The following is a 241-nucleotide window of genomic DNA, read 5'->3' on the forward strand; positions in this document are numbered from 1 at the left end:
ATAGCCTGGGCTGAAATAAAGAAAGAGGGCAATTTAGAAAGCTTTGGAGAAATCCCCACACCCTATCTCTGGGATGGGAAGAAAGAGAAAAGAGATTACTATGCATGGGTATACGCTCACGAAATTATAAAATTGGCCCTTGCAAAGAACAAAGGCATAGTGATAGAAAGGGTAGCAATAAAAGACAAAGGCTATCGGGGAGATTACAAGGGCAGAAAGTCCAGAAGGATAAAGCACAGTT

Annotated in this window: 1 pseudogene; it reads left to right on the forward strand. The window is 41.5% G+C overall.

Annotated features, from left to right (window positions below):
• Window positions 1-241, forward strand: a pseudogene (locus ciss_RS09645) (IS200/IS605 family accessory protein TnpB-related protein); the annotation flags it as partial.

It is taken from the genome of Carboxydothermus islandicus, from assembly GCF_001950325.1.
In the GTDB taxonomy this organism is placed as follows: domain Bacteria; phylum Bacillota; class Z-2901; order Carboxydothermales; family Carboxydothermaceae; genus Carboxydothermus; species Carboxydothermus islandicus.